18 protein-coding genes and 1 tRNA gene are annotated in these 21,168 nt (G+C 72.2%); 6 read left to right on the top strand and 13 right to left on the bottom strand.

Annotation, left to right across the window (positions count from 1 at the left end; translation table 11 throughout):
* The first annotated feature begins 50 nt into the window (after positions 1 to 50).
* The 3 genes from ACIRPT_RS07580 (at position 51) to ACIRPT_RS07570 (ending at position 2,350) form a co-directional block, all read left to right on the top strand.
* On the top strand, positions 51 to 215 hold the full coding sequence (locus ACIRPT_RS07580; RefSeq protein WP_403824606.1) for a hypothetical protein: 165 nt from the start codon (positions 51 to 53) through the stop codon (positions 213 to 215).
* A gap of 83 nt (positions 216 to 298) precedes the next feature.
* The gene (locus tag ACIRPT_RS07575) at positions 299 to 1,837 is read left to right on the top strand and encodes an FHA domain-containing protein (RefSeq protein WP_403823753.1); all 1,539 of its coding nucleotides are present in this window, start codon (positions 299 to 301) and stop codon (positions 1,835 to 1,837) included.
* 108 nt (positions 1,838 to 1,945) lie between these two features.
* A complete protein-coding gene (locus tag ACIRPT_RS07570) occupies positions 1,946 to 2,350 on the top strand; it encodes a globin (protein ID WP_403823750.1) in 405 nt (134 codons plus the stop codon).
* A gap of 66 nt (positions 2,351 to 2,416) precedes the next feature.
* Here the strand turns inward: ACIRPT_RS07570 and ACIRPT_RS07565 are convergent, their stop codons facing one another.
* The 7 genes from ACIRPT_RS07565 to ACIRPT_RS07535 all read right to left on the bottom strand — a co-directional run bounded on the left by ACIRPT_RS07565 (position 2,417) and on the right by ACIRPT_RS07535 (position 11,675).
* Complete coding sequence (locus ACIRPT_RS07565; protein WP_403823747.1) at positions 2,417 to 3,151, bottom strand: hypothetical protein; 735 nt, start codon at positions 3,149 to 3,151, stop codon at positions 2,417 to 2,419.
* Positions 3,148 to 3,582: an acyl-CoA thioesterase gene (locus ACIRPT_RS07560; RefSeq protein ID WP_403823745.1), complete on the bottom strand. Its 435-nt coding sequence runs from the start codon at positions 3,580 to 3,582 to the stop codon at positions 3,148 to 3,150. Before ACIRPT_RS07560 ends, ACIRPT_RS07565 begins: the two co-directional genes overlap by 4 nt.
* 5 nt (positions 3,583 to 3,587) lie before the next feature.
* Complete coding sequence (gene ettA, locus ACIRPT_RS07555; RefSeq protein WP_403823742.1) at positions 3,588 to 5,252, bottom strand: energy-dependent translational throttle protein EttA; 1,665 nt, start codon at positions 5,250 to 5,252, stop codon at positions 3,588 to 3,590.
* Positions 5,253 to 5,514: 262 nt separating this feature from the next.
* On the bottom strand, positions 5,515 to 6,900 hold the full coding sequence (locus tag ACIRPT_RS07550) for a Cys-Gln thioester bond-forming surface protein (protein WP_403823740.1): 1,386 nt from the start codon (positions 6,898 to 6,900) through the stop codon (positions 5,515 to 5,517).
* 308 nt (positions 6,901 to 7,208) lie between these two features.
* On the bottom strand, positions 7,209 to 7,676 hold the full coding sequence (locus ACIRPT_RS07545) for a single-stranded DNA-binding protein (protein ID WP_403823738.1): 468 nt from the start codon (positions 7,674 to 7,676) through the stop codon (positions 7,209 to 7,211).
* A gap of 187 nt (positions 7,677 to 7,863) precedes the next feature.
* Entirely contained in the window at positions 7,864 to 9,945 is a 2,082-nt protein-coding gene (locus ACIRPT_RS07540; RefSeq protein WP_403823735.1) for a GTPase, read from the bottom strand.
* Entirely contained in the window at positions 9,942 to 11,675 is a 1,734-nt protein-coding gene (locus tag ACIRPT_RS07535; protein WP_403823732.1) for a dynamin family protein, read from the bottom strand. The genes ACIRPT_RS07540 and ACIRPT_RS07535 overlap by 4 nt, the downstream gene beginning before the upstream one ends.
* 303 nt (positions 11,676 to 11,978) lie before the next feature.
* Between ACIRPT_RS07535 and ACIRPT_RS07530 the strand changes: the two genes are divergently transcribed.
* Positions 11,979 to 12,051, top strand: a tRNA-Arg gene (locus ACIRPT_RS07530).
* Positions 12,052 to 12,229: 178 nt separating this feature from the next.
* Here ACIRPT_RS07530 and ACIRPT_RS07525 read toward each other — a convergent pair.
* The gene (locus tag ACIRPT_RS07525) at positions 12,230 to 12,379 is read right to left on the bottom strand and encodes an integrase (protein ID WP_403823729.1); all 150 of its coding nucleotides are present in this window, start codon (positions 12,377 to 12,379) and stop codon (positions 12,230 to 12,232) included.
* Positions 12,380 to 12,543: 164 nt separating this feature from the next.
* Positions 12,544 to 13,905 (bottom strand): FAD-dependent oxidoreductase, encoded by a 1,362-nt coding sequence (locus tag ACIRPT_RS07520; protein WP_403823726.1) that lies wholly within the window; start codon positions 13,903 to 13,905, stop codon positions 12,544 to 12,546.
* Between the two features lie 139 nt (positions 13,906 to 14,044).
* On the opposite strand from ACIRPT_RS07520, the gene ACIRPT_RS07515 reads away from it, so the two are divergent.
* A complete protein-coding gene (locus ACIRPT_RS07515) occupies positions 14,045 to 14,824 on the top strand; it encodes a TetR/AcrR family transcriptional regulator (protein WP_403823723.1) in 780 nt (259 codons plus the stop codon).
* Positions 14,825 to 14,892: 68 nt separating this feature from the next.
* Here the strand turns inward: ACIRPT_RS07515 and ACIRPT_RS07510 are convergent, their stop codons facing one another.
* From ACIRPT_RS07510 to ACIRPT_RS07500, 3 genes are all read right to left on the bottom strand, one after another.
* The gene (locus tag ACIRPT_RS07510; RefSeq protein WP_403823720.1) at positions 14,893 to 15,531 is read right to left on the bottom strand and encodes a hypothetical protein; all 639 of its coding nucleotides are present in this window, start codon (positions 15,529 to 15,531) and stop codon (positions 14,893 to 14,895) included.
* Between the two features lie 226 nt (positions 15,532 to 15,757).
* Positions 15,758 to 16,882 (bottom strand): rod shape-determining protein, encoded by a 1,125-nt coding sequence (locus ACIRPT_RS07505; protein WP_403506343.1) that lies wholly within the window; start codon positions 16,880 to 16,882, stop codon positions 15,758 to 15,760.
* 166 nt (positions 16,883 to 17,048) lie between these two features.
* Positions 17,049 to 19,172, bottom strand: a complete 2,124-nt coding sequence (locus tag ACIRPT_RS07500; RefSeq protein WP_403823717.1) for an FUSC family protein — start codon at positions 19,170 to 19,172, stop codon at positions 17,049 to 17,051.
* Positions 19,173 to 19,496: 324 nt separating this feature from the next.
* Here ACIRPT_RS07500 and ACIRPT_RS07495 point away from each other — a divergent pair, with 324 nt between their 5' ends.
* Positions 19,497 to 20,525: an alpha/beta hydrolase gene (locus ACIRPT_RS07495; RefSeq protein ID WP_403823714.1), complete on the top strand. Its 1,029-nt coding sequence runs from the start codon at positions 19,497 to 19,499 to the stop codon at positions 20,523 to 20,525.
* A gap of 36 nt (positions 20,526 to 20,561) precedes the next feature.
* Here ACIRPT_RS07495 and ACIRPT_RS07490 read toward each other — a convergent pair whose 3' ends face one another.
* Complete coding sequence (locus tag ACIRPT_RS07490) at positions 20,562 to 21,035, bottom strand: hypothetical protein (RefSeq protein WP_403823711.1); 474 nt, start codon at positions 21,033 to 21,035, stop codon at positions 20,562 to 20,564.
* Positions 21,036 to 21,168 lie beyond the last annotated feature (133 nt).

Here is a 21,168-nt window from a genome sequence, read left to right as displayed (position 1 = left end):
TGGTGGGCGCGGCGGCGTCGCTGCATGAGGTATCGGATATCGGGGGTTCTATGGCCACAACAAGGGGAATGCGGACACTGCGAAACTCCTTGCGAAGGTTGGTGGACGTCGCGGATGCGGCGACGGGTACTGTGCGACAGACGGCGAAGGTGGCCGACGCGGACGGGATACCTCTCGGAAACGCGTTCGGCGACAAGCGTTCGCGTGAAGAATGAGCCGAGAAACCGCCGCGCCAAGTACCGACGCGCGCACTGAGAAGCACCACCGGAAGAAAAGGTACGGAGGGGGAAGAACCGACATGCCGACCTGCCCGAACGGACACCAATCGGTGGCCGAAGACTGGTGCGAGGTGTGCGGCCACAGGATGGCGGGCGCTGTCCCTCCGCCGCCCTCCCTGCCTGCGGGGTTCCTGAACACGCCGCCGCCCAGCCAGCCCGGCCCGCCGCCGCCTCAGCAGCAGGGCCCGCCGCCGGGGCAGCCCGGCCCGCCGCCCGGTATGCCCGGCCCCGATATGCCCGGCCCCGGCACCCAGGGCGGCTATGGTTTCCCGCCGCCGGCACCCGGCCCCGGCCCCGCCCAGGGCCCCGGCGGCCAGGGCGGCTACGGCTTCCCGCCCCCCGGCATGCCCGGCCCCGGCCCCGGCCCTGATCAGTCCGCGCCGCCCGAGCTGTGCCCGCAGTGCGGTAGGCCGCGGGAGGCGAATGCGCCGTTCTGTGAGGGCTGCCGCTACAACTTCCTGACCAATTCCTCGACGTCCCCGGCGTCCTTCGCCCCGCCGCCCGGTATGCCCGGCCCCGATATGCCCGGCCCCGGCACCCAGGGCGGTTACGGCTTCCCGCCGCCGGCACCCGGCCCCGGCCCCGCCCAGGGCCCCGGCGGCCAGGGCGGCTACGGCTTCCCGCCCCCCGCACCGCAGCCGCCGCAGCCCTCGTACGAGCAGCAGCCCGGCCCGTACGACCCGCAGCCGCCGCAGCAGCCGCAGGGCCTGCCGCCCGAGCAGCAGTGGAACGGCGGCCCCGGCCCCGGCGGCTTCCCCGGCCAGCCCGGCCCGCCGCCCGGCATGCCCGGCCCCGGCATGCCCGGCCCCGGCCCGGCCGGTCAGCCCGGTCCGCCGCCGCAGCAGGGCGACGACTGGACGCTGAACCCACCGGGCGCCCAGCAGGCCGCTCCCCCGCCGATGGCACCGCCGGCGCCCGGCCCCCAGGCCCCGTTCGAGCAGCAGCAGCCGCCCGCGCCGTTCCCGCCGCAGCAGCCGGGTCCCTACGACCCGCAGCAGCCGCCGCCGTACGAGCAGCAGCCGCCGCCGTACGAGCAGCAGCCCGGCCCCTACGACCCGCAGCCGCTGCAGCAGCAGGGCCCGCCGCCCGAGCAGCAGTGGAACGGCGGCCCGGGTCCCGCGGCGCCGCCGCAGGGTCCGCCCCCGGTCGTCGGCGACGGCTGGGTGGTGGCCATCGCGCCGGACCGCGAGTACTTCATGGCGATGATGGGCCGCAGCGGCCCGGAGGCGGCCGGGCTCAACCTGCCCGCGTACTCCCCCGAGCAGGTGCTCCCGCTCGCCAACGGCCAGATCGCGATCGGCCGCCGCCGCAACAGCACCGGCGAGGCCCCGGACGTCGATCTGGGCCGTCCGCCGGAGGACCCGGGCGTCTCGCACCAGCACGCGCTGCTGGTGCAGCAGCAGGACGGCAGCTGGGCCGTGGTGGACCAGAACTCCACCAACGGCACGACGGTCAACCTCGCCGAGGACCCGATCCAGCCGTATGTGCCGGTCCCGCTGCATGACGGCGACCGGGTGCATGTCGGCGCCTGGACGACGCTGACCATCCGCCGGGGCTGACCCGCGGACAGCCGGTTGCGGGGGCGTGGCCAACAGGTCACGCCCCCGCTTTTCGTCCGCCGTCCTCCGTCCCGAGTCCTAGGTCGTGGCGTCTGACACCATGGACGGGTGAACAAGATTCCGCGCGGCACGCTTCAGGAGCAGACCTTCTACGAACTGGTCGGTGGCGAGCAGACCTTCCGTCGGCTGGTGCACCGCTTCTACCAGGGCGTCGCCGAGGACCCGCTGCTGCGGCCGATGTACCCGGAGGAGGATCTGGGTCCGGCCGAGGAGCGGCTCGCGCTGTTCCTGATGCAGTACTGGGGCGGCCCCCGCACGTACAGCGACGGCCGCGGCCATCCCCGGCTGCGGATGCGGCACGCCCCGTTCACCGTCGACCGCGCCGCGCACGACGCCTGGCTGCGGCACATGCGCGATGCCGTCGACTCCCTCGGCCTCACCGAGGAACACGAGACGACGCTGTGGAACTACCTCACCTACGCGGCCGCCTCGATGGTCAACACCGCGGACTGACGCCGGAGGGACCGGCGAGCCGACGGCCCGGGGCAGGGCGGGCTGCGCGGAGGGTGAGTCGGGCCCTCAGACCGGAGTGACCGTGATCCCCGACAGTCCCGTCAGCCCGGCCGGGCCGCCGGTCCGTACGGCGATCGATCCGTAAGGGGTGCTCAGCCGCAGCCAGCCGGCCGCCGCGAGCAGGGACGGCTGCTGGTGCTCGGGCTGCGGGGTGTGGGAGCCGTGCGCGGCCCCGCCGGCGAACGCGGCCGAGCGCGCCGGGCGGAGGAAGCCCAGCGACTGGGCGGCGTGCGCGGCGCGCAGCGGCAGGTGGGTGTCCCCCAGGGTCCGCGACCAGATCTCCCGGCCGATACGGTCCCGTTCGGTGCGGGTGCGGTGCTGCGGGGGCAGTTCCGCGTCGCGGGTGCGGAATTCGGCGACCGCGCCGGCCACCGCGCGCAGCAGGGCCTCGGGCGCCGGCAGTCCCGGTACCCGCTGCCAGCCGCTGCGGGGCGGGAGCAGTCCGGCCCAGGGCGGGCCGGTGACGGCGGCGGGCACACTCAGCACGCCCTCCGCCGACGCCTCGACGCCCTCGAGGAGTTCACCGGCCGAGACGGTGACGTCCAGGGTGATCGCCTCGTCGGCGAGCCGTGCCGTTCGGATGGCCAGCACCTCGAAGGACGGCGGGCGGCCGAAGACGGCGAGCGCCCCGCCGCGGGCCTGGAGCCGTACCGCGGCGGCGCGGTCGTAGTGGATCAGCCGGCCCAGGAAGGCGGCGAGATCCGCCGCCTCCCCGGCATCGGCCAGACGCAGCGCCGTCATCGTGCGACGGCCCCCTGCTGATGCGCGGCGTCGTCCAGGAACTCCTTGAGGATCGCCTTCTCCTCCGCGGTGATGCGGCGGGGGCGCTCCTGGGCGAAGTCGAACGGCACGACGACGGTCGAGGCCCTCAGGTAGAGCGTCTCTTCGTCCTTGACCTCGTACGCGATCGTCATCGACGCGGCACTGATCTTCGTCACCCACAGCTCGATGGACACCGGGGAGTGCCGGTGCACCAGCTGCCGTACGTAGTCGATCTCGTGCCGCGCGACGACCGATCCGCCCGTGAACGACGGGCTGCCGTCCCCCGGCGCCAGCCGGCGCATGAAGTCGATCCGCGCCTCTTCGAGGTAGCGGACGAACACCGCGTTGTTGACATGGCCGAACGCGTCCATGTCCGACCAGCGCAGGGGGCAGGAGTAGAGGTGTCGCACGGCGGTCAGCCCCGGGTCAGCTTCTTGTACGTCGCGCGGTGCGGGCGGGCCGCGTCCGCACCGAGGCGCTCGATCTTGTTCTTCTCGTACGACTCGAAGTTGCCCTCGAACCAGAACCACTTGGACTCGCCCTCGTACGCCAGGATGTGCGTGGCGACGCGGTCGAGGAACCAGCGGTCGTGGGAGACGACCACGGCGCAGCCCGGGAACTCCAGCAGCGCGTTCTCCAGCGACGACAGGGTCTCGACGTCGAGGTCGTTGGTCGGCTCGTCGAGGAGGAGGAGGTTGCCGCCCTGCTTGAGGGTGAGCGCCAGGTTGAGGCGGTTGCGCTCACCACCGGAGAGCACGCCGGCCGGCTTCTGCTGGTCGGGGCCCTTGAAGCCGAAGGCGCTCACGTACGCGCGCGAGGGCATCTCGACCTGGCCGACGTTGATGTAGTCCAGCTCGTCGGAGACCACGGCCCACAGGGTCTTCTTGGGGTCGATGTTCTCGCGGCTCTGGTCGACGTAGGAGATCTTGACGGTCTCGCCGACCTTGATGTCGCCGGAGTCCGGGGTCTCCAGGCCCTGGAGCATCTTGAACAGCGTGGTCTTGCCGGCGCCGTTCGGGCCGATGATGCCGACGATGCCGTTGCGGGGCAGGGTGAAGCTCAGGTCCTCGATGAGGACCTTCTCGCCGAAGGCCTTGTTGAGCTTGTCGACCTCGACGACGATGCTGCCCAGACGCGGGCCCGGCGGGATCTGGATCTCCTCGAAGTCCAGCTTCCGCATCTTGTCGGCCTCGGCGGCCATCTCCTCGTAACGCGCAAGGCGCGACTTGGACTTGGCCTGCCGCCCCTTGGCGTTGGAGCGGACCCACTCCAGCTCTTCCTTGAGCCGCTTGGCGCGCTTGGCGTCCTTCTGGCCCTCGACCTTGAGACGGGTCTGCTTGGTCTCGAGGTAGGTGGAGTAGTTGCCCGGGTAGGGGTGGGCGCGACCGCGGTCGAGCTCGAGGATCCACTCGGCGACGTTGTCGAGGAAGTACCGGTCGTGGGTGACGGCGACGACGGTGCCGGGGTACTTGGCGAGGTGCTGCTCCAGCCACTGCACGGACTCGGCGTCCAGGTGGTTGGTGGGCTCGTCGAGGAGCAGCAGGTCGGGGGCCTCCAGCAGCAGCTTGCACAGCGCGACGCGGCGGCGCTCACCACCGGAGAGAGTGGTGACCGGCCAGTCACCGGGCGGGCAGCCCAGCGCGTCCATGGCCTGCTCGAGCTGGGTGTCCAGGTCCCACGCGTTGGCGTGGTCGAGGTCCTCCTGGAGCTTGCCCATCTCCTCCATCAGCGCGTCGCTGTAGTCGGTCGCCATCAGCTCGGCGACCTCGTTGAAGCGGTGGAGCTTGCCCATGATCTCGGCGGCGCCGTCCTGCACGTTCTGCAGCACGGTCTTGGACTCGTCCAGCGGCGGCTCCTGGAGGAGCATGCCGACGGTGTAGCCCGGGGAGAGGAACGCGTCGCCGTTCGACGGGTGCTCGAGACCGGCCATGATCTTCAGCACCGTGGACTTACCGGCGCCGTTGGGACCCACGACACCGATCTTCGCGCCCGGCAGGAAGCTCAGCGTCACGTCATCAAGGATGACCTTGTCGCCGTGCGCCTTGCGCGTCTTGCGCATCGTGTAGATGTACTCAGCCAAGAGAAACCGTCCGGCAGTTTGGATCTATCAGGGATCTGTCAGGTCTGTATGCGCTCCGCCGCCCGGTCCGTGATGCGGCGTGGCCGTGCGAGGGCAGATACACCCATCTTGCCGTACAGCCGTGCCCGGATGGAAACGAGTACGCCCGCGGCCCCGGAGCGTGACTGCGCTCCGGGGCCGCGGGGTGCCTGGGTGGCTACCGCCCGCTCACGGTGTGAGGGAACGGCGGTCGCCGGGCGTCAGTGCTCGGTGACGTTCTGCGTCACTGGGCGCCGGCCTTCTTCTTGCGGAGGAAGAACACCGCGCCGCCGCCGACCAGGACCAGGGCGACAGCGATGCCCGCGATCACGGGGGTGGCGTTGCTGGAACCGGTCTCGGCGAGGTCGGTGCCGTGGCCGCCGGTGGTGCCGCCCGAGGCCGGGGTGGGCTTGGGGGCGGGCGAGGCGCCGCCGCTGCCGGCGGTCTTGCAGTCCAGGACGCCGGAGAAGGTCTTCTTGAAGCCGCCCGCGCCCGTGATGGTGATCTCGTACGGCTGGTCCTCGGCCACGGGGACGGTCACGGTCTGCGACTTGCCCGGCGCGACCTCGTAGTCCTTGCCCGAGAGCTGGAAGCGGAAGGCCTCATCGCCCTTGTTGCTCGCCGTGACGTCGACGCCACCCTTGGCGCAGTTCTTCTCGGCGGTGATCGCCGGGATGGCGCCCTGCTTCTTCCAGGAGACCGTGGCGGCCGCGGAGACCGTGGACTCGCTGGAGCCCGCCAGGATCTGCGTCTGGCTCTTGGCGTGCTCGCCGATGCCGGTGAAGGCGCGGCCGACCGGGACCTTGGTGGCGGCCTGGGCGGTCAGCGAGGTGCTGCCGTCGGCGGCACCCTTGGGCACGTCGAAGAACAGCTGGGTGCCGTCGGCGGCGCTGGTGACGGGCTTGCCGTCCTTGCCGACGACCTTCACACCGGCCGGGAGGTCGGCGGCCGGGGAGACCGTGACGCTGTCGGCGTTGGTGTGCACGGTGACCGGGCCGAGCTTGTTGCCGGACTTGCCGGAGACGGCGGGCGGGTCCAGGGTCAGCGAGGCCTTGGGCTCGGTGAGGTTCTGCGCGCTCTTCTCGAGGTAGTCGGCGAGCTTCTCGGCCGCCGGGTCGACCGCGTCGACCTTGACGTGGTCGGAGAAGCGCCAGATCGCGACCTGGGTGCCGGCCGCGGCGGTGTTCTCGGTGAGGTTGCCCGCGTGCGCCTTGGAGGCGAGTGCGGCCAGGTCGTTCACCTGGGGGTACGAGTTCTGCAGGATCCAGCGGATCTTGCCCGCGTCCGCGTTGTTGTGCAGCGACGAGGCGCTCCAGGGCACTTCCTGGTACTTCGCCTGCTGCTGGGTCGGGTTGTGGATGTCGATGCAGTACGTCTGCAGCGTGCCACCGTTGTCGACCGACATCTCGAAGAGCCCCGCACCGACGCGCTGGTTCTGCCCGTCGGCGTGCACGATCGCCTGGTCGAAGGTCTTCAGACCGCCGAGCGTCGCGGTGGCGCCTCCCTGCGCGGGTGGCGTGTCATCCGCCGCGGCCGTTCCCGCGGTGGCTATCGCACTCGCCGCGAGCAGGCCGGAGGCCACGACCGCAGCGGCAAGACGGGCTGCGCCCCGCCTTTTCATCGCAAGCATGATTTCCCCTCTGGGCGAGGCGGTCGAATGGGGGAAGGTGCCTCGCCGGAAAGATCCCAAAGGACTCAACAGCCGAACTAGTCAGCCCCCGTGAGTACTCGTCGGATCCTATGGAGCAGGCGCATCACGGTCCCCAGGAATGGCATCCCATAAGCGATCCGAATCACAATCGTTATCGACACCAGGCATCCTCGCCTTGCACTATCGATAAATCCCCGGGAGCAATCGGGGCAGGAAGGGGCAAGTGAGGGCGCGAACGGCGCTGGTGGCACTACTTGTGCGATAGCACTGACGCTTCCTCAGGCGGCCTATTCCTGGAAAGGGCCGGGCACTTCGGCAGCCGGGCCGGCGTCCGGAGGCTCTTCCGGCGCCCTGTGCTGTGGTGGCACCGGGTCCGTACGCGCCCGGGTGACCCGGCGGAATGCGGCGGTGCCGCGAGCGAGGTCATGGCCGATCGCGACGGCGTCGACCTCCGCCGAGAACCAGCGCTGCCCGCCCCGCTCGGGCGGCTGCTCCCCCTCCCTTACGCGCAACCTGCCCTGCACCACGAGAGGTTCGCCGACCGCGACGGACGCGGCGACATTGTCGGCGAGAGCGCGCCAGGACCGGACGGTATAGAAACTCGTCTCCCCGTCCGTCCAGCATTCCCGCGTCCGGTCGTAACGCCGGACCGTCGTCGCCAGTCGGAACCTCGCCACCGGCACACCGGCCGTCGTCAGCTGGTGCTCCACCGCCGTTGCGGCATTTCCCACCAGCGTCACCATCGTGTCGTTCACCGGACCCGCCCCCCGTTTCTTTTGCGCTCCACCGCGCTCTGCCGCGCGCTCACCGGCGCCTGGATCCCATGCTGCACGGAATCGACAAGCGGCGCGGGGGGCTGTGGACGACGGCCCGACTGTGCACAACTCGGCCACCCGGAAGAGCGAACCCGCCGGGGCCCGGCCGCGCTCCGCCGGACAGGCCCTATGCGCCCGACGCCACCGCGTACTGCTCACGCACCTCGCGATAGCGCAGCAGCTCGGCCGCGACCGGCTCCAGGACCCTGGCGCGGCCGCACCCGGCCGCCGCGCTCCGCAGCCGCCGCTCGGCCTCCTGCCCGTACCGCCGGGCCGGCCCACGCGCCGCCACCCGGCACAGCCAGGCCAGCGCCGGGCCGCCCACCGACCCGATGGCCGCGGGCAGCAGCGCGGAGAACCACGCCTCCGGCTCGACCACGCCGGCCGCCACGCCCAGCAGCGACAGCACCCCGACGACCTGGAGGACGAGCAGCAGCCCCTGGAGCGCGGCGGCCACCGTCCACCACCGCGGCCTCCCGGCCGGCCCGCCCCGCAGGGACTGCTCGGCGTCGGCCGTCACCTTGTCCAGCGCCTGCGGCAGGCCCGCCGCGCCCCGGCCCGCCGCCTCCCGCACCGCATGGGCCCAGGGCGCAGGCAGCCCGTGCGCCGCCTCGCCCGCCACGGTGCGCACGGCCTGCTCCACCACCGGCCGCGCCGCCGCCCGGCCGTCCGTCTGTTTCCCGGCATGCGCGCCGGCAGCGTCCGGTTGCCGCGGCCGCCCCTGACGGGCAATCGAACGAGAGGCGTCGGCCGAGGTGTCCGACCGCCCCCCGCCCCGCCGTTCCATCGGCCCCCGCCTGCGCAGCCGGGACCAGGGTGAGCCGCAGGCCCGGTCCGCGTGCCGCAGCCAGTCGCGTTCCACCGCGCGGCCGGTGGCGACCGCGCCGACCGCGTCCGCCAGCCGGTCCTCGAACTCCGCGCGGGCCCGTTCCGTCAGCGCCACCCGGCTCTGCGCCACATACGCCGACCGCAGCCGCTCGGCCGCCGCGTCCACGTCCGCCGCCAGCCGCCGGTCCGCGGCGCCCCGCTCCGCAACGAACTGACCCAGCGCATCGCGCAGTTCGCCCACGCCGCTGCCGGTCGCGGCGGACAGCGCGAGCACCGCCGCACCGGGCTCCCCGTGCTCGCCGAGCGCCAGCCCGTCCTCGTCGAGCAGCCGCCGCAGATCGTCCACCACCTGGTCCGCGGCATCCCCGGGCAGCCGGTCAACCTGGTTGAGGACGACGAACATGACCTCGGCGTAGCCCGCCAGCGGCCGCAGATACCGCTCGTGCAGTACACCGTCCGCGTACTTCTCCGGGTCCACCACCCAGATGACCGCGTCGACCAGCTTCAGCATCCGGTCGACCTGGGCGCGGTTCTCGGTGTCCGCGGAATCGTGGTCGGGCAGGTCGAGCAGGATCAGCCCGCGCAGTTCGGGGGTGCCGTCCAGCGCCAGGTTGCGCCGCCGGTCGGGCACGCCCAGGCGGTCCAGCAGGCCCTCGGAGCCCGGCGGCCCGCCCGGCCAGACGCAGGCCACCGCTTCCGACGTCGTCGGCCGCCGCGCCCCGACCTGCGAACGGCTCGCCCCCACCAGCGCGTTGAACAGCGACGACTTGCCGCTTCCGGTGGCCCCGGCGATGGCGACCACGGTGTGCTGACCGGAGAGCCGGTAGCGGTCCCGCGCCGCGTCCAGCACCCGCCCCGCCTCGTCCAGCGTCTCCCCGTCGAGCCGCGTCCGGGACAGCGCGATCAGCTCCCGCAGGGCGTCGAGCCGGGCGCGCAGCTCGGCCGTCCGGGCGCCCCGGGACCGCTCCGTCACCCGCTCGTACGCGCCGCTCCGCGCGCCACCCGGTCCGCCGCGCAGCGCCCCCTCCCCCATGTCGCCCACCCGCGCGGTGTCCACCGCGACCTCGACGGCGAGGGCGAAGTCCAGGTCCGCGTCACTGTCCGCGTCCACCTCCGCGGCCGCCACCCGGACGGCGTCCCGCGCGGGGTCCACCGCGAGCAGCGGCTCGATGCGCTGCCCGGCGGAGGATCCGCCGCGCGGCCCGAACACCCGCCGCCGCGCCCCCGGCCGGGCGCGTTCGCCGCCCTGCACCCGCCGCGCGATCAATCCGTCATCCCAAGCACCACGAGCCCCTTCGACCTCAACGGCGCCCTCCCCCACCGCGCCCTCCGCGCCTTCGGCACCCTCCGCTTTCCCGGCACCCTCCTGGGATTCCGTCACCCCGACACCACCCTCTCCGCCTCCCGCACTCTCGCCTTCTCCCTCTGCAATACGGACAGCGCGGCGATCAGTTCGGCCTGCTGGTCGGGCGGCACGGCCAGCCGCTCCAGAGGTGCCAGCCGCCGCTCGCGCTCGCCCTCCAGGGCGCGTTCCAGGTACGTCACCAGCAGCCGGCTGCCGCGGTCGCACAGCCGCAACGCGGCCTGGGCCCCGAGCAGGTCGGCGAGATTCTCACCGGCCGTACGGGCGCGCCGGCCGCCGAGCAGCGCCGTGGCCAGCAATGCGGCCGACTCCTCCGGATCCACGGATCCCGCCCGCTCGCCGCCCGGTCCGCCGCGCGCCTCGCCCCGTTCCTCCTCGGCCAGCTCCTCAAGGCAGCGCCGCCAGCGCCGCACGATCACGCCGAGCCGTTCGCCCGATCCGCCGCCATCCGCGGGATCCGGCGCCGCGAGTTCCCGCGCCGCCGGATCCCGCCGCCACGCCTCCGCCGCCCGCTCGTCCGCCTCCTCGACGGCACAGGCCAGCAGCGACGTCAGCCCCTGTGTCAGCGCGTCCAGCAGCTCGTCCGGCCGCCCGCCGGCCCCCTGGTCACGCCAGTGCGCACGCGCGTCCCCGGCCAGCACCTCACCGGCCGCGACCTCCTGCCGTACGCGCTCCGCGGCCCGCTCGTACGCCTCCTCGACCCGGCCGGTCAGCCGCAGCGCCGCGGCGTGCTGGGCGGCGGCCGCGGCGGCCAGCGCCGGCAGCCGGCTGCGCAGCGAGGCGATCACGCCGGAGGCCGTGCGGTCGGCGGCGCAGATACGGGCGAGGGGATCCTGGGCGTGCCGTTCCAGCCAGTCCCGCAGCGCGGCGACCGCCGTGGCCGGCAGCAGTCCGCTCCCGCCACCGGCCGATTCGGGCAGTTCGGGGATGGTGAACCGGGGGACGTGGCCGAGCCCGGCGTGGTGGAGGAGCTCGGCGTAGCGCGCGGAGATGTCGGTGACGATCTGATGGGGCACCCGGTCCAGCACCGTCACCAGCGTGACGTCGTACTCCTTGGCCGTGCGCAGCAGATGCCAGGGCACCGCGTCCGCATACCGCGCGGCCGTGGTGACCAGCACCCACACATCCGCCGCGCAGATCAGCTCCGCGGCCAGCTCCCGGTTCCGGGCGACCAGCGAATCGATATCCGGCGCGTCCAGCAGCGCCAGCCCACTGGGCAGCGCCGGATCCGTCTCGATCCGCACGGTCGGCATCCCCTGCTCGCCCGCGGCCCCTTCGACGCCGTACCCGCCCGCAGCGTCCTCGTAGTCGTACGCCGCCTCCCCCTGCGCCCTGCGGGGAGCCCCGCTGCCTTCTCCGCCGTCCTGGCCGGGCACCCACACCCGGGTGAGCTGCGGCAGCACCCGTTGCCCGGCGAACCAGCGGTGATCGTCGGGATGGCAGACCAGAACCGGCGTGCGCGTGGTCGGCCGCAGCACCCCCGCCTCCGAGACCCGCCGCCCGACCAGCGAATTGACCAGCGTCGACTTGCCCGCCCCGGTGGACCCGCCGATCACGGCGAGCAGCGGGGCCTGCGGCGAACGCAGTCGGGGAATCACATAATCGTCGAGCTGGGCGAGCAGTTCGGCCCGGTTGCGCCGGGCCCGGGCGGCCCCCCGTAGCGGCAGCGGAAAGCGTGCGGCGTCGACGCGGTCACGCAGTACGGACAGCGCGTCAATGAGCCGGGGTCGTACGTCCAAGGTCGCCACATGTGCAGAATGCCCAATTTCGTTGGGTTTTTGAAGCGTATAGCCCTGTGTGCGCGCCGCAAGAACCCACACAGAACGGGACGAGTAACCCATGAGACGATCGAGACAACTGAGGCGCAGGCATAACGAGTGCACAACACCCGACCCGCGAGGCAGCAAAAGCGGTGCAGGATTCGTACCTGCCTGCGATTATCGGGATCGCTTCACCGAACCTCCACAACGTGCCACGGAGGTGAAGCAACCGGTACGAGGCACCCGGACCCCTATCCTTGTCCGCGGTCCGTGATCCACGTCCACCGCCCGGCCCCCGTAGCTCAGTGGATAGAGCAGGTGCCTTCTAAGCACTTGGCCGCAGGTTCGAGTCCTGCCGGGGGCGCTCTCCAAGACCCTTCCTTCGGGAGGGTCTTTTTGCTGGTCAGGGCAGGTGTAGCTGCATACGCAAAAGCGCCGGACTCCCCCCTGATGACCGCGGGGAGGGTCCGGCAGTGTCCGGCTGTCACCGGGTTTCTGCGGGTGGCTGCGTCGAATACGCGTCGAAGTTTTCGCGGGACACCTCAGTCCGCCACCGGCAGGTCCGGCAGGTCCCCTTCCGCCTCGATGCACCTCTTGAGGCCCCTGAGCCGACCGGAGATGCGGCGCGCGCATGCGGCGAGCAGCACGACGACGCTGTTACCCGCCCACTCCGCGACTTGCGCCGGCGGCACGCCGTGATCCCTCGACCCATCCCGCGCTCGCCGTCGGGGCGGGGCGCCACCCCGGACCCGTACACCAGGGCCGTGCCCGACTCGCATGCCGTGGCGACCCGTTCACTCTCCTGGGATTCCGCGCCGAGCAAGACGGATTCCGGTGCGCGGCGGGCAGCGGTCGATCACCGGAGGTCGCTGCCCCCAGACGAGTTGGCCAACAGGGACGGGTAGTCGGGGAGGGTTATGGCGGCGGAGAGGGTGGTGCCCTGGTCGAGCATGGCCCGGACGGTGGCGGGGTCGTTCAGGGCGGCGTTGCGGGCGTCGATTGCCTCCTGGGTTGTCGGGGCCAGGAATTCGCCCGTGCCGCGGCCGCCTTCCTGGCAGGGGGTGACGTACGGGCGCAGAAGTCGTTCGTAGCGGGCGAAGGCCTTGGTGTGGTCGCCGTCCGCCAGGGCCAGTTCGCCCGCCAGGACATAGGCGCCGACCAGCGCGGAGCCGGTGCCCATGCCGCCTACCGTGGCGCCGTGGGCGGCGTCGCCGAGGAGGACCGTGCGACCGGTCGACCAGTGCGGGGCATCGACGCGGCTGAGGGCGTCGAAGTAGAGCTCGTCCGCGGTCCACAGAGTGTCGATGAGCTCCGGTGTCCGCCAGCCGGATCCAGCGTACGCCTGGGCTATCGCCTTCTTCTGGGAGTGCGGATCGCGACGGTCGTAGGGCAGTTCCAGGTCGGACGCGAAGAGGCAGAAGGCCTCACCGGTGTAGCCCGGGCCGGCCGCGCGCCGGGGAGTACGGCCGACGGCCACCAGCCGGCCGGGCTCGGAGTACCCGACCGGTCGGGCGCCGAGGTCGGAGGCGTCGGCGGGCAGGTCCCAGCCGGCCACGTAGTAGCCGAGATGGCTGACGAAGTCCTCGTCAGGGCCGAAGGCCAGCCTGCGGACCGTGGAGTGCAGGCCGTCCGCGCCGACCACGAGATCGAAGGTGCGCGGAGCGCCGTGGTCGAAGGTGACGTGCACGCCGTCGTCGCCCTCGGTCAGGGACGCGACGGAGTCGCCGAAGACGTACTCGGTGGCGGCCGCGGTCCCGCGCCCAGGAGGCCCGGAGTCGCCATCGGGGGCGTGCGGGCTGTGTTCGTGGAGACCGTGCCCGTAGGGATTGCGCGCGTATCGGCTGTGCACGTAGAGGCTGTGCTCGTACAGGATGCGGGAGAGGTCCGAGCGGAGGATCTCCAGCTCGCCGGCCGCGAACTCCGGTGGCAGTGCGGAGAGTCGGCGGCCCTGCGCATCGATGAAGGTCAGGGGGCTGCCGCCGGTGGCCCGGCGCTTGATGGCGTCCAGGACGCCCATCCGCTTCAGTACGGACGTGTGCACCGCCCCTCGGAAGTCGACCGCGAAACCGCCGCCGCGCAGGTCCGGCGCGACCTCGATCACGGTGGGCCGGTAGCCGTAGCGCGCGAGCCAGTAGGCCAGGGCCGGGCCCGCCACGCTGGCGCCGGAGATCAGGACCGTCCGCTGTCGCGCATCGGCGGCCGTCGTTCGCTGCGTCATGTGCATGCTCCCCCGCGGATTGGCCGGTCCGTCCATCGGCGGCCGACCTCGTGAATGACACCGACAGAGGAACTGTATCCGATGGATACTCATTCGTGTACCCCGGACACAGTTTTTGGGGCGGAATTAGTATGCGGGGGTGGCTGGAGACGACGAGAAGCGCAGCGTGTTCGGGGCCCAGGCGGGCAGCGTGGAGCTGCTGTGGGGCGGGCGGGAGCGGCCCAGCCGCGGCCCCAAACCGGCGCTGAGCCTGGAGCGGATCACGCGTACGGCCATGGCCATCGCCGATATCGGCGGGCTGGGGGCGGTGTCCATGCAGCGGGTCGCGGGCGAACTGGACTTCACGAAGATGTCCTTGTACCGCTACGTCCCGGGCAAGACGGCACTGGTGGCGCTCATGATCGACACGGCCATGGGTGAACCGCCGGGCCCGGCCGAGGGCGACGACGGCGACTGGCGGGCCGCGCTGCGCGAGTGGGCCGAGCAGCTGGCGGCGGCCTTCCGGCGCCACCCCTGGCTCCTGGACGCGGCCATCGGCCCGCGCGTCATGGGTCCCAACGAGCTCGGCTGGACCGAATGCGCCGTCAGCGCGCTGGCGGACACCGGCCTCAACGGCGGCGAACAGCTGGACGCCGTGCTCGTCGTCACCGGCCATGTCCGGGCCATCGCGCAGGTCTCGGCGTCGCTGGGGCTGGGCAGCGCGCGGGCCAAGGAGCCGGAGCGGGTGATGAGCGCGGCACTGAACGAACTGCTCGTCGGGCGCTCCGAACGGTTCCCGGCGCTGACCGCCGCCCTCGGCTCCGCCGAGGACACCGACTCCCGCGACCAGGCCCTGGAGTTCGGACTGGAGCGCATCCTGGACGGCTTGGAGGCGTATATCGCGCGGCGGGCCGAGGCAGCGCAACAGCGGCAGGGGTGAGGGGAGGTGGGCGTGAGCGGTGGGAACGTCCTCGCCCCTGACGCCGCGCCTCCACCGATGGTGAGAGCTCAGGCCCCCACCAGCCATAGCACCAGCCTGATCAGTACCAGCGCATTGAGCACCACCGGTCCGGCGCAGAGCAGCGGGCTGTTTTTGTGGCGCTGGAAAAGGCGGATGCCGCGCCAGACGCCGTAGGCCGCCAGCCCGGCCGAAGCGAGCAGGAGTACGACCTGAAGGGCCGGCCCAGCCCCGTCCCACCGCACTGTGAGGGAGATGACGACGTAGGTCAGGAGCGCCTGGGGAAGCCCCAGAAGCAATACCTTCCGCATCTCGGCCGGATCCGGGGCAACGGGAGCCGGCGCCGTGGCCCGCATACGGGGCGGGACCAAGGGTGGTGGGGGAACCGCGGCGGCCTTCCGGTGAGGGGCGGTGTGCGCCGGCGGGGCGGGAAGCGGAGGGAGGACTGCGAGCAGCTGATCGGCGAAGTCCGGGTCCGCCCGCACTTCGTCGGCGAGCACGGAGCCGACGATGCCCGCCGATCCCTCCCCGGGCCGCTCGTGGAGGCGGGCCAGCGCAGAGGCCCCCAGGGTGGTCCTTCCCAGTCGGCCCCAGACCAGTTCGCGTACTGCCGAGGCCTGTTCGGCCGGAACCGGCGTGTCCCCGGTCAGCACCCGCATCACCCTTGTGGCTAACTCCGCAGCGTGCATGCCCGCCCTCCCCCGTACGTCGGCAGTGCCGAGATGGTACGAGGAGGTAGGTATCGAGGGAACAGGGCGGGGAACGGGGAGTGCGGTCGGTCGGTGCGGTGGCCGATGGCCACGGATTCCGCGCTTCGGCCATAAACAAGCCGGGCAGGCCGGGCAAGCCGGTGACGCCGTAGCGCCAGACCCCCGGAACGCCGTGACGCGGTGAACGCCGTGACCCGGCCCTCTCCTACAACCGCACCGTCCTGCGCGGCCGTTCCTTTGCGCCCGTCAGCAGGCCGTGCAGCGAGGCGAATTCGTCGACGCACTTGGCGGTGCCGTTGACGACGCAGTCCAGTGGCTGGTCGGCGACCGTCACCGGGACGCCCATTTCCTCCTGAAGTCGCAGGTCCAGGCCGCGCAGCAGGGCGCCGCCGCCGGTCAGGGCGATGCCGCGCTCGATGATGTCGCCGGAGAGTTCCGGCGGGCAGGCGTCGAGGGTGTGGTGGACGGCGCGGATGATGGCGTCGACGGGTTCGGTGAGGGCGTCGCGGATTTCCTCCTCGGTGATCTCCTGGATCCGGGGCAGGCCGCTGACGTGGTCGCGACCGCGGACGGTGAAGGAGACGCGGCGCTGCGGTTCGCCGTCCTCGTCGGTGACGACCGGGGTCACGGCCGCCGAGCCGATGGCGATCTTGATGTCCTCGGCGGTGCGTTCACCGATGGCCAGGGTGTGCTTCTTCTTGATGTACGCGGCGATGGCGGCGTCCAGGGCGTCGCCGGCGATCCTTACGGACCGGGCGGTGACCAGGCCGCCCATGGAGACGACGGCGACCTCGGTGGTGCCGCCGCCGATGTCCACCACCATGCAGCCGACGGGTTCGTCGACGGGAAGGCCGGCGCCGATCGCGGCGGCCATCGGCTCCTCGATGAGGTGGACTTCGCGGGCGCCGGCGCCGCGGGCGGAGTCGATGACGGCGCGGCGCTCGACGCCGGTGATGCCGGAGGGCACGCAGATGACGACCCGCGGGCGGGCGAACCGGCGGCTGGGCAGGGCCTTTTTCATCAGGGCGCGGAGCATCTGCTCGGCGGCGTCGAAGTCGGCGATGACGCCTTCCCGCAGGGGGCGCATCGCGGTGATACCGGACGGGGTGCGGCCGATGGTGCGTTTGGCCTCCGCGCCGACGGCGATGACCTCGCCGATGCCGTTGACGGCGACTACGGACGGCTCGTTCAGCACCACGCCCTTGCCGCGGGCGTACACCAGGGTGTTGGCGGTGCCGAGGTCGATACCGATGTCGTAGGTGCCGGAGGAAGCGGCGGACCTTTCGGCGGTCTTGCGGGACGACGTTCTCGTGGAAGTGCTGGACGCCATGGGGAGATCGGGTGCTCTCTCTCGACTGGATGACGATCGGCTGGATGACGATCGCCGCGGTCACGATCGACGTATGACGATCTTCGGGCATTGTGGCGCAGAAGTAACCATTGTCTCACCTGAGGCAAAGACGTCCATCGCCGTGCATTGCGGGCACTCAACAAGACTACTGGGCGGGCGGAATGGTTCCCCGCGCGCCCCGGCGGGCCGCGCGGTTGCGGCCGCCGCGCCCTCTGGAGAGCGCCTCGGCGAATTCGTCGAGCGCATCCAGCAGCAGGTCCGCGGCGCGCAGCGCGACGCCCTGGCTTGCGGATTCGGCGTCCCACCGCTCCCACACCGCGCGCAGCGCGCGCCACTCCAGCCGGTCGCGCTGCCGTACGGCGCGGACGGCGCGCTCCAGGGAGGGGCGCAGTTCGGCGGCGAAGGCGGCGGCGCCCGGGGACGGTTCGGCGTCCTTGTCGGGGAGGTGGGCCTCCATGATCATCGTGACCCGGCCCATGGTGGCGAGGGCGGCGCCGGCGGCGGTGGCCGAGGTACGGGAGAGGCCGCGGTGGCGTACGGGTTCCTTTTCGGCGCGGGCCTCGCTCTCCTCCCAGGCGGCGCGGGCGGCGCGGGCGTCCAGGAGGGCCTCGCGCACCTGCCGGGGGCGGCGTTCGGCGGGCCGGGCGTAGCGGTCCAGGACGGCCAGCGCATAACGCCCGTTGGCCTCCAGCCATTCGGCGAGGCGGTCGCGCAGCTTGGGTGTTTCCCAGGCGGGGAACAGCGCGTACGAGAGCATGGCGAGCACTCCGCCCAGAAGGGTGAGCACCACGCGCTCCTCCACGGTCTGCGTCCAGCCCTCACCGGCGATGCCCAGCAGGAAGATGACATAGCCGGCCACGCAGGCCGAGGTGACCGAGACGCCGGTGCGCATCAGCAGGTACATGAGGAAGACGAAGAGGACGGCGAGCGCGGCGCAGACGGAGCGGCCGGGGTGGGCGAGCGCCATCACGGCGCCGCTGACGGCGACGCCGACGAGCGTGCCGCTGAAGCGGGCCACACCGCGGGCGTAGGTCTGGCCGAAGTCGGGGCGCATCACCATGACGGAGGTGAGCGGCGCCCAGTAGCCGTGGCCGAACGGGAGGGCGGTGCCCAGGAGATAGCCGAGGCAGGCGACGACGCTGACGCGCAGGGCGTGCCGGAAGAAGCGGGAGGACCAGCGGGCCTCGCGGTGCAGGGCGCGCAGGGCCACGGGGACGAGCCGGGGGACGCTGGGGCGCAGCAGATGGCCGCGTTCGGCCGGGGTGGTGGGGCGGGTGGCCCGGACGGGCTCGTCGGTGAGTTCGACGGCGTCGGCGAGCAGGGAGATCAGACGGTAGGCGGAGCGGCGGGCGGCGCCCTTGAGCATCGGGCCGGAGACGGGGACCTCCAGGGTGGCCATCGCCTCGGGCGGCAGGCGGACGGGTCCTGCGTGCCGTACGGCGTGCGCGACGGCGTCCAGGACCGCGCCCGCGGCCTGGAGGAGGTCGCGGGCGCGGTCGCGTTCGGGGCCCTCGAGCGGGGCGCCGACGACGGGGTCGGCGAGTGAGGCGAGGACGGGTCTGACGCGTTCGGCCAGCCCCCGGGGGCCGTGCAGCTGGACGGGGCGGCGCCTGGCCTGACGTGGCGTCACCTCGGAGGCGAGGCGGGCGTCCATGAGGGGCGCCGGGTCGAAGGGCGCCACCGGGTCGTGGCGGAGGCGGCGGGCGTAGTCGGCCTCGGCGGCCAGCGCGTCGGCGAGGGCGTCACGCTGCACTCCCCAGGGGCGTACGGGGAAGGCGATGATCAAGGCGGCCTGGACGAGGCCGCCGCAGAAGATCAGGGCGGCGTGTTCCAGGGCGCTGACGACCGAGGTCGGCAGGGTGACGGTGACCAGCATGATCGCCACGGTCTGGGTGCCGGCCAGACCGGAGACCGGGCCGATCGCCCAGGCCATGCCGGCGAGCAGGGTCCAGCCGGCGAGGAGCAGGACGAAGGCCACGAGATGGGCGGCGGCGAGGTAGCCGAGGAAGGTGGAGACGGCCAGCGCGGCGGCGACGCCGAGCGCCAGGACGGGACGGGGCCGCATGCTGCGCTGGAAGGTGACGAGGCCGGAGGCGAACGCGCCGAATGCGGAGGCGACCGCGAGGGCGGGGTCGCCGCGCCACAGGCAGAGGCCGATGACGAGGGCGACACCGACCGCGCCGCGCACCGCGATCACCGGAGTGAGCTTGGCCCGCTCGATGGTCAGCCCCGAGCGGGCGGTCTGCTTCAGGGCGCGCGGCCAGGTCATATCGAGAGAATACGGTCAAAGGGGCGGGGTTCCGGAATGGTTGATGCCGGTTGATTTCGGGGCTCGGGCGGTCGCCGACGAGCCGGTGGCGTGCGTCCCCGAGCGCGGTCCCGCGCCCGTACGCGCCGCCCCCCGTACCGGGAAAATGACGGTAAAACCGGCTTCCGCTGTACGTAAACATCCCAGGTCAGGGCGGTGTGCCCGGATTCCGGATGTCCGGTGCGACGAATCCGACACGTCGCAAAGGAAACCTTCTCGTGGCGCCGTCCCCTCTTGGCGGACAGGCCGGGGCCTTCCCGGCCTGTCCGGCAAGGAGAAGGCGTCGTGCGCAAAGCCCTGTTCACCCCGGTGATCACCCTGGTCACCCTGACCTCGCTCGCCCTTACGGCCGGCTGCGGCACGAGCGCGGCGACCAAGGCGGGGCCCGTACGGTTCGCCGACCCCGGGCCGGGCACCGCCTCGCACGCCTCGGCACCGGAGAAGGGGAAGCGGTCGCTGGTGCGCTTCCCCACGCATCCGATCAGCTTCGCGGAGGAGAGCCGGGTCGGCGGGGCCGGGGAGAACACCCCGATAGGCGTGACGACCCTGCGCGGCGCGAAGTCGGGCTTCACCGGCAAGGTGTGGGTGTGGGCGCCGCCGGAGTACTACGACAAGCGCAATGCGAACAAGGGCTTCCCCGTGATGGAGGCGCTGCCCGGCTCCTACGGCTACCCGGTCAACTACTGGATCGGCTCGGACCTGAAGCTGGAGGAGAACCTCGCCCAGTGGTCCAAGAACGGCACCAGCCTGCCGTTCATCCTGGTCATGCCGGTGCTCAACCCCAATGACAAGCAGTACTACGACGGCAGCGACATCCCCGGCCAGCCGAAGATCGGCACCTGGCTGAGCAAGGACGTCCCCGATCTCGTACGGCAGAACTTCCGCACCCTCGACACCCGTAACGCCTGGGCGATCATGGGTTCTTCGTCGGGCGGGTTCGCGGCGCTGAAGAATGTGCTGCAGAACCCGGGGGCGTTCAAGGTGGCCATCCCCAACGGGCCGGACATCGTGCCCGACTCGCCGCTGTGGAACGGCCACGCCCGCGAAGAGGCGGCGAACAACCCCGAGGTGCTGGCCCGGCGGCTGATGGTGCGCGGCGGACCGGAGGTCTGCCTGGCCTTCCAGGACGGCTCGAAGGAGAACACCGTGCTGCCGAAGGTGCGCAGGTTCATCGCGCAGTACGGGCACGGGCCGATAAAGACGCGCCTGCAGATCGTGCCGGACGGTACGCACAGCGCCGCCACCTATGTGCAGGGACTGGGCGAGGGCACGATGAAGTGGGTCAGCGCACGGATGCAGGGGCCGACCGCCTGAGAGCCGGCCCCGGGCCCTGATCCGCGGGGCCCGGCCCTACGGTGCGCAGTCGACGTCCTGGAGCTCGATGGGCTTCGAGTCGAGGCCTACGTAGGCGGTGAAGCTGCCGCGGTCCCCGCCGTCCCAGATGGTGGTGACGGTCGCCCAGCCGACACCGGCGGACTGGGCAGTGGTCACCTTGCCGATGGAGATCTCGCGGGGGGTGTTCTGGGCGCACAGCAGCAGGTCGTAGCCCTCGGTCTGGGCGGCGCGGTCCCTGAGGTAGTCCGAGACCTGGTGTTCGCGCGCCCAGTCGGAGGGGCCGTGGTAGCCGTAGAAGGCGGTCAGGAAGCGGCGGATGTCGGTGGCGTCGTGGCGGCCGTTGGGGTCGGTGCGGACGGCGCCCGCGGCGGGACCGGACGACCGGTGGGCGGCGACGGGAGCGGCACCGGCCGGGACGGCGGCGAGGGTCAGGGGCAGGGCCACCCCGAGGGCCGCGACGGCGGCACCACGCGAAACGGTACGGAGCATGTGATGTCCTCAACTTCCGGAATTACCGCTGTATGAACGCTGTGCACGTCTAGACACCGGTGTCCGCCGAAAGGTTGCAACGCCTCGCCGCAGGGCGGACGTTCGCCGCTTCGTACGCCCCTTACGACACACC

The organism is Streptomyces sp. NPDC101227 (assembly GCF_044767545.1).
In the GTDB taxonomy this organism is placed as follows: domain Bacteria; phylum Actinomycetota; class Actinomycetes; order Streptomycetales; family Streptomycetaceae; genus Streptomyces.
The sequence above is the reverse complement of the archived record's forward strand: the minus strand, read 5'-3'. Positions and strand labels throughout refer to the sequence as shown.